The sequence below is a fragment of the Gulosibacter sediminis genome (genome assembly GCF_014904065.1).
Lineage (GTDB): Bacteria > Actinomycetota > Actinomycetes > Actinomycetales > Microbacteriaceae > Gulosibacter > Gulosibacter sediminis.
Window position 1 is genome coordinate 25282 of the sequence record NZ_JACXJG010000013.1, and the last position, 6740, is coordinate 32021.

At 69.3% G+C, this 6740-nt stretch carries 6 protein-coding genes; 1 reads left to right on the top strand and 5 read right to left on the bottom strand.

The window, feature by feature from the left end:
- Positions 1-309: 309 nt before the first annotated feature.
- Complete coding sequence (locus ID132_RS07940) at positions 310-1035, bottom strand: DUF1345 domain-containing protein (protein WP_164509733.1); 726 nt, start codon at positions 1033-1035, stop codon at positions 310-312.
- A 198-nt stretch (positions 1036-1233) separates the two neighbouring features.
- On the opposite strand from ID132_RS07940, the gene ID132_RS07945 reads away from it, so the two are divergent.
- Entirely contained in the window at positions 1234-2310 is a 1077-nt protein-coding gene (locus tag ID132_RS07945) for an acyltransferase family protein (protein ID WP_193128299.1), read from the top strand.
- Here ID132_RS07945 and ID132_RS07950 read toward each other — a convergent pair.
- The 4 genes from ID132_RS07950 to ID132_RS07965 form a co-directional block, all read right to left on the bottom strand.
- Positions 2255-3739, bottom strand: a complete 1485-nt coding sequence (locus tag ID132_RS07950) for a dihydrolipoamide acetyltransferase family protein (protein ID WP_211198337.1) — start codon at positions 3737-3739, stop codon at positions 2255-2257. The two genes, ID132_RS07945 and ID132_RS07950, sit on opposite strands and share 56 nt — an antisense overlap.
- Before the next feature lie 2 nt (positions 3740-3741).
- Positions 3742-4791 (bottom strand): alpha-ketoacid dehydrogenase subunit beta, encoded by a 1050-nt coding sequence (locus ID132_RS07955; RefSeq protein WP_125106737.1) that lies wholly within the window; start codon positions 4789-4791, stop codon positions 3742-3744.
- Complete coding sequence (locus ID132_RS07960; RefSeq protein WP_193128300.1) at positions 4788-5858, bottom strand: thiamine pyrophosphate-dependent enzyme; 1071 nt, start codon at positions 5856-5858, stop codon at positions 4788-4790. Before ID132_RS07960 ends, ID132_RS07955 begins: the two co-directional genes overlap by 4 nt.
- A 144-nt stretch (positions 5859-6002) precedes the next feature.
- Positions 6003-6545 carry a DinB family protein gene (locus ID132_RS07965; RefSeq protein WP_125106735.1) on the bottom strand — a complete coding sequence of 181 codons (543 nt, stop codon included), beginning with the start codon at positions 6543-6545 and terminating at the stop codon, positions 6003-6005.
- Positions 6546-6740 lie beyond the last annotated feature (195 nt).

The following is a 6740-nucleotide window of genomic DNA, read 5'->3' on the forward strand; positions in this document are numbered from 1 at the left end:
GAACAGCGCCGTGCCGATGAGGCCGATCACGAGCAGGAAGGTGCCCGCTGTCTCGGCGAAGAGCGTCGCCATCAGGGTCGGCGCGGTGGGTGTGTGGTCGAGGTCAGTCGGGGTGATTGGGGCGTCGGACTTGGGATCTGCGGCCATGGCGACCTTCTTCGTCGTGTCACGAACTCGGTGGCGCTGGGTGCACTCACCGTGAGCGGCGTGCAATTTTGACGCTAGTGGAACGGGCCACCCATGAATAGAGAGGTGACGCAATCTTTCGCCGGGCGGCGCGGTCGGGTTCGCGCGGCGTGCGGTTGCCGCTTAGGACGAGGCCATGGCGGCCGGCAGCGCCACCGAAATCACGAGGGCAATGATGACGGTGTTGAAGACGTAGGCGATCACGTTGTGGGTGAGCGCGTTGCGGCGCGAGCGCCGGGTCTCGAACATGCCCTTCGCCAAGTTGTAGCCGGTCGACACCTGCAGCGACACGAGCAGAAAGTCAACGAACGACGGGGCCTCGCGCGACTCGATGAACTCGCCGCCGTCGGCGGCCCAGTCGCGCAGGTACCGCACCGCGAAGGCGAAGACGATGAGGATCCATGAGGCAACCATCGCAATGAGCGCGCCGTAGGTCGAGAGCGGGCTCTCGCGCACGCCCGGCACGAGGATGAACGCGATCACGCAGATCAGCGAGATGCCGCCAGCGCCGATCGCGGTCGACACCTCGTCGAAGCCGGCCCAGCGCAGTTGACGCTCTTCGTCTGCGTTGCGCGGTGACGAGAAGCGCGCGAGCGTGGCGAGGTCCTCCCCCGCAACCCCGCGGAACGCCCAGAGCGTCAGCGGCACGTAGGAGAGCACACTCGTCGCCTGCATGACGGCGTAGGCGAAGATGACCGGAACCGCGAGGCGCTCGAGCCGCTCGAGCCGCGTGGCTGCCTCGTCGATGTCGCTGAATCCGGGGAGCAGCAGCGGCACGAGCACCGAGATACCGATGGCGCCGACAATCCACTGCCGGTGGTCTTCGCGCGCGAGCCAGCGCGGTTGCACCGCCTGACTGCTGCCGCTGTCATTCTTCCGCCGCCCCAGACCCATGTGCCCGAGGGTAGTGGATGCGGTGGGGCGGGTTCGGCGCCGCAGGCACACCGTTCCCAGCATTTTCTTGTGGCCCAACTTGCTGCGGATCCCGCGGAAATCCTGAACGGCGCCTCAACGCGCGGCCGCGAATCGGTACGTACCCTCGTGGCGATGCAAACTCTGGGTGATCGGATTTCAAGCCGCGAAAACGGCCTTGACGTCCTGCGCTTCCTCCTCGCCGCGGTCGTCATCGTCTCCCACACCTGGCTCATTTCGGGTTTCAGCTCGCATCCCACCCGCGGCCTCGGCGAGTGGGCGGTGTTCGCGTTCTTCGTCCTCAGCGGCTATCTCGTCACCGCATCCGCCGCCCGCATGCCGCTCGGGCCGTACCTCTGGCGGCGCGGCCTGCGCATCTTCCCCGGGCTGTGGACGGTGCTCCTCGTGACCGCATTCGTGTTCGCGCCCCTCGCGTCGATCCTCTCGATGCAGCACTACGACTTTGACGACGCCGTGAGCTACGTCACGAAGAACGCGCTGCTCGAGGTGAATCAGTCGACGATCGATGGCACCCTCGAGCTCGAGCCGTACCGGGCGACCTGGAACGGCTCGCTCTGGACCCTCATGTACGAGGGCGCCGCGTACCTGGCAGTCGGCGTGCTGTTTCTGAGCAAGTGGGTGCGCGGGCACCTGCACCTCGTGATTCCGGTGTTGTTCGTCGCGGCGAGCGTCGCACTGCCCCTCGCCCGCTACTTCCTCGCCGGGATGCTCCTCTACGTCTTCCGCGAGCGCATCAGTCTGAAGCCCTGGCTGCCGATCGCCTGCGCGGCCGCGGTCATCCCGCTCGCGACGATGGGCTGGGGCACCTACCTCACGCCGCTGCCGCTCGCGCTCGCCGTGCTCTGGGCGGGTGCGGTGCTGCCGCTGCGCCTGCCGCACCGCGTCGACCTCTCGTACGGCATGTACATCTGGGCGTTCCCGATTCAGCAACTGATCATGCTGTTCGGGCTCGGCTGGCTGAGCCCATGGGTGACCGCGGTGATCGCGTTCACGATCGTCGTGCCGCTCGCGTGGCTGTCATGGACCTTCGTCGAGTCGCCGGCGCTTCGGCTGCGCCGGCTCGTACCGACGCGCCCGGGAGACAGCGAAGCGGCGCGAAGCCGGGGCCCCGCGCCGCTCGCATCACCCGTGGCCGCTACAGGTCGGCGTAGAGCAGCTCTGGCTGCTCAATCCGGTCAGTCACGAAGGTGAGGAACTGGCTCGCGGCCTCGCCGTCGCAAACACGGTGGTCGAAGACGAAGCTGAAGGTCGCGACCTTGCGCAGCGCGATCTCGCCGCGGTAGGCCCACGGGCGATCCTTGATGCGCCCGATGCCGAGCATCGCCGCCTCCGGCTGGTTGATGATCGGCGAGGCGCCGTCGACGCCGAAGCCGCCGTAGTTATTCAGCGTGAAGGTGCCGCCGCGCAGGCGCTCGGGCGGGAACTTGCCCTCGCCCGCCGCGGCGACGACCTCGCCCACCGCATCCCGCAGCTGGCGCAGGTTCATCGACTCGGTGTGGTGCACGACCGGCACGACGAGCCCGCGCGGGGTCTGCGCCGCGAGGCCGAGGTTGATGCGCCCGTGTTCGATGACGGCGTCGCCGTCGAAGCTCGAGTTGAGGCGCGGATGCTTGCGTAGGCCCGCGACGACGAGGCGCGCGATGAGCGTCGTGATGCTGAACTTCTCGCCCGTCGCCTGTTGCAGGCTGTGGCGCAGCTCGATGAGCGGCGTCACGTCGACGTCGAGCCAGATCGTCGCCTTTGGCACCTCGGCGTGCGAGGAGGCCATGTGCTTCGCGGTGACGGCGCGCATGCCGCTGAGTGGCACCCGGCGGTCGCCGAAGTTGGCGGCATTCTGGGCGGCGAGCTCGGCGGTCGCGGGCACGTCGGACTGCAGCTGCGCGATGGCCGCGCGCACGTCGTCGCGCAGCACGAGGCCGTTCGGGCCGGTGCCCTGCAGGTGCCGCGCGTCGAAGCCGGCTTCCTTCGCCTCGCGGCGCACGAGCGGCGACATGACGGGCGAGTTGCGCGACTCGTCGAGCTGGCCGGTGGTTGCGGTGTTGGCGGTGGCTGCCGAGCCGGCAGATGCTGCAGGTGCGGCCGCGACGCGAGCGGATGCGGTGGCCGGGCTCGCGGCGGCGGTCGCGTGGTTCGCGGGGTTCGCGGCGGATGCTGTGCTCGCGCCGGTCTCGTAGCTCTCGGCCACGGGTTCGGCGCACTTGCTGCGGCGCTTGAAGCGGCCGCCCTCGGGGCGCTTCAGCCGCGCCTCGCTGTCGTTCGTGCCGTAACCGATGAGCACGGCACCCGAGCCTGCGTTGACGCCGGTGCCGTCGGCGCGCTCGGCGGGTTCGGTGGCCTGCGCTGGGGCGGGAGCCGGCACATCCGACTCGAGCTGCGCATCCGCGCCGACACCGACCGTCAGCAGCACCTGGCCGGCGTTGAGCGTGTCGCCGACCGCGCCGCCGAGCGACACGACGGTGCCGGCGTAGGGCACGGGCAGTTCTACGATCGACTTGGCCGACTCGACCTCAACGACGAGCTGGTCGATGTGCACCTCGTCGCCGACGGCGACCTTCCAGTCGACGATCGTCGCCTCGACGAGGCCCTCGCCGAGGTCGGGCAGGATGAATTCGCGGTTCATGATCACCACTCCCAGGTGTCAAGTGCGGCGAGCACGCGCTCGGCGGTGGGCAGGTAGAACTCCTCGAGCTTCGGCGAGGGGTAGGGAATGTCGAAGCCGGTGACGCGCAGCACGGGGGCGTCGAGCCAGTGGAAATTGCGTTGCATGACGCGGGCAGCGACCTCGGCGCCGTAGCCGCCAAACTGGGCGGCCTCGTGAATCACCGCAGCGCGCGAGCACTTGCGCACCGAGGCCGACACCGTCTCGTCGTCGAACGGCGAGAGCGAGCGCAGGTCGATGACCTCGACGCTGAGCCCCTCCTCGGCGCCGAGCTCGGCTGCACGCAGGGCGACCTCGACGGTCGGGCCGTAGCTGAGCAGCACGACGTCGTCACCCTCGCGCAGCACGCGGGCGCGGTTCCAGTCGGTGCCGGGCTCGTCGCGGCGCACCTCGCCGCGGGTCCAGTAGCGGCGCTTCGGTTCGAAGACGATCACCGGATCTTGCGAGTCGATCGCGTGGCGCAGCTGGTGGTAGGCGTCGTGCGCGTTCGAAGGCGTGAGCACCGTGAGGCCCGGGGTGTGGGCCCAGTAGGCCTCCGACGAGTCGGAGTGGTGCTCGACGCCGCCGATGCCGCCGCCGTAGGGGATGCGGATAACGAGCGGCAGCTCGACCCGACCGCGCGTGCGGTTACGCATCTTCGCGACGTGCGAGAAGACCTGCTCGAGTGCCGGGTAGCTGAACGCGTCGAACTGCATCTCGACGACGGGGCGCATGCCCGCCATCGCCATGCCGATCGCGGTGCCGACGATGCCCGACTCGGCGAGCGGCGAGTCCCACACGCGCTGCGGGCCCCACTTTGCGGCGAGGCCGTCGGTGACGCGGAAGACGCCACCGAGCGGGCCGACGTCTTCGCCGTAGACGACGACCCGGTCGTCGGCGGCGAGCGCGTCGTCGAGCGCCGCGGTGAGGGCGGCGGCGATGCTCAGGGTCTCGGGCGCGGATGCGGTGGGCACGTCGCGCTCCTCGGGCTCGGCCGCGGCGGCGGTTTCGTAACCGGTGTCGATCATGGTCATGCCTCCCTCGTTGCGAGCTCGGCCGCCAGCGCATCGCGCTGCTCGCGCAACGCCGCGCGCGGCTCCGCATAGACGTGCTCGAACAGTTCGAGCGGGTCGACCGTGACGTCCTCGTTCATGACGTCGCGGGTGAGCTGTGCGATTTCCTCGGCCTCGGGCACCTCGGGCAGCTCGCCCGTGGCCGCGAGGTAGCGCTCGAGCCGCTCGATCGCATCCTGCTCGCGCCACGCATCCGCCTCGGCCGACTCGCGGTAGCGGCTCGGGTCGTCGGAGTTCGTGTGCGCCTCGAGGCGGTACGTGCGCGCCTCGATGAGCGTGGGGCCCTGGCCGGCGCGGGCCCGCTCGGCGGCCTCGCGCACGACCGCGATGACGGCCGCGACGTCGTTGCCGTCGACGCTGACGCCCGGCATGCCGAGGCCGGCGCCGCGGTCGGCGATCGAGCGCGAGCGGGTCTGGTGCTTCAGCGGCACCGAGATGGCGTACTGGTTGTTCTGCACGAAAAAGACGGTCGCGGTCTGCCAGGTCGCCGCGAAGTTCATCGCCTCGTGGGCGTCGCCTTCGCTCGTCGAGCCATCGCCGAGGTAGGCGAGGGTGACAGTGTCGCGGCCCTGCAGGTGCTCGCCGTGCGCGAAGCCGACGGCGTGCAGCGACTGGGTCGCCAACGGGGTCGAAAGCGACGAGGCGCGCCACTCATACGGGTCGTAGGCGACGTGCCAGTCGCCGCGGAAGAACGCGAGGATCTCGCGCGGGTGCATCCCGCGGGTGAGCAGCGCCGACGACTCGCGATAGGTCGGGAAGAGCCAGTCGCGCTCAGCGAGGCCGAGCACGCTGCCGACCTCGCCGGCCTCCTGGCCGTAGGCGGATGGGTAGGTCGCGAGGCGACCCTGGCGGGTGAGCGCGGTGACCTGCGCCTCCCAGCGGCGGGCGATGACCATGCGTCGGTAGGCCTCGACGAGCGTGTCGCGGTCGGGCAGCTCGTACGCGCCCTCGACGGGTTCGCCAGCCGCGTTGAGCAGCTGAATGGGTGAGTCGCTGGGAAGCAGCGACGCGACGTCGTTGTCTCGCATGGCTCCAGGATGCGCCGGGCCGCCGGGCCGCACGAGGCCTGGGAAGGAGGCGTGGTCGCCTTGCCCAATCGTCCGTGAAGTTTCGCCGTTTGTCTGGTGTTTTGGCGTGTTTGGGGGCCGTTTGTCTGGGTGACTTTAGTCGGGTTACTCGCCGGTTTCGCCGTCGATCGACTCGCGCAGCAGGTCGGCGTGGCCGTTGTGGCGGGCGTACTCCTCGATAAGGTGCACGAGGATCCAGCGCAGCGAGACTGGATCCTCGCCTTTCCAGATCTCATAGCTCGAGTCGAGCGCGGCGACGCGGCCGCGCTCGCCCGTCACGTGGTTGATGACCGCGCACGATGCGTCGACGGATGCCCGCCAGAGTTCGCGAAGCTCGTCGCCCGACGTCGTGCTCACGAGGTGCCAGTCGGCGTCGTAGTCGGCCTGCCAGTCGGTGCTCGCCCAGGGCTCGTTGGAACTGCCGCCGACGTGCTGGGCGAGCCAGTTGTCTTCGACGTAGGCGAGGTGCGCGAGCATGCCGCCGAGCGACATCGTGCTCGGCGGGAGCGTCTGGCGGAGCTGCTCGTCGGTGAGCGATCGTGTCTTCCACTCGAGCGTGTCGCGCTGGAAGCCCAGGAAGCCGATCAGGGTCTCGTATTCGTCGCCGGTGAAGGGAGGTTCGGTGCGTCCGTGGTCGTCGATCGTCATGCGGGTGAGTTTGGCACGGTGGGGTGGGTGGGTGTGGTGTGTGCCGGGCCGAAGTCCGCCATCAGCCGCCCGCATCTCGGCCCGGAGCAAAGTCGTTGGCTCGTGGTGAAGTCATTCCGAGCGCCAGACAACGCTGCGTACCGGCGCCGAAAAATGTCGGAGGCTCGTGGTGAGGTAGTTCCACTCCCCCAGAAT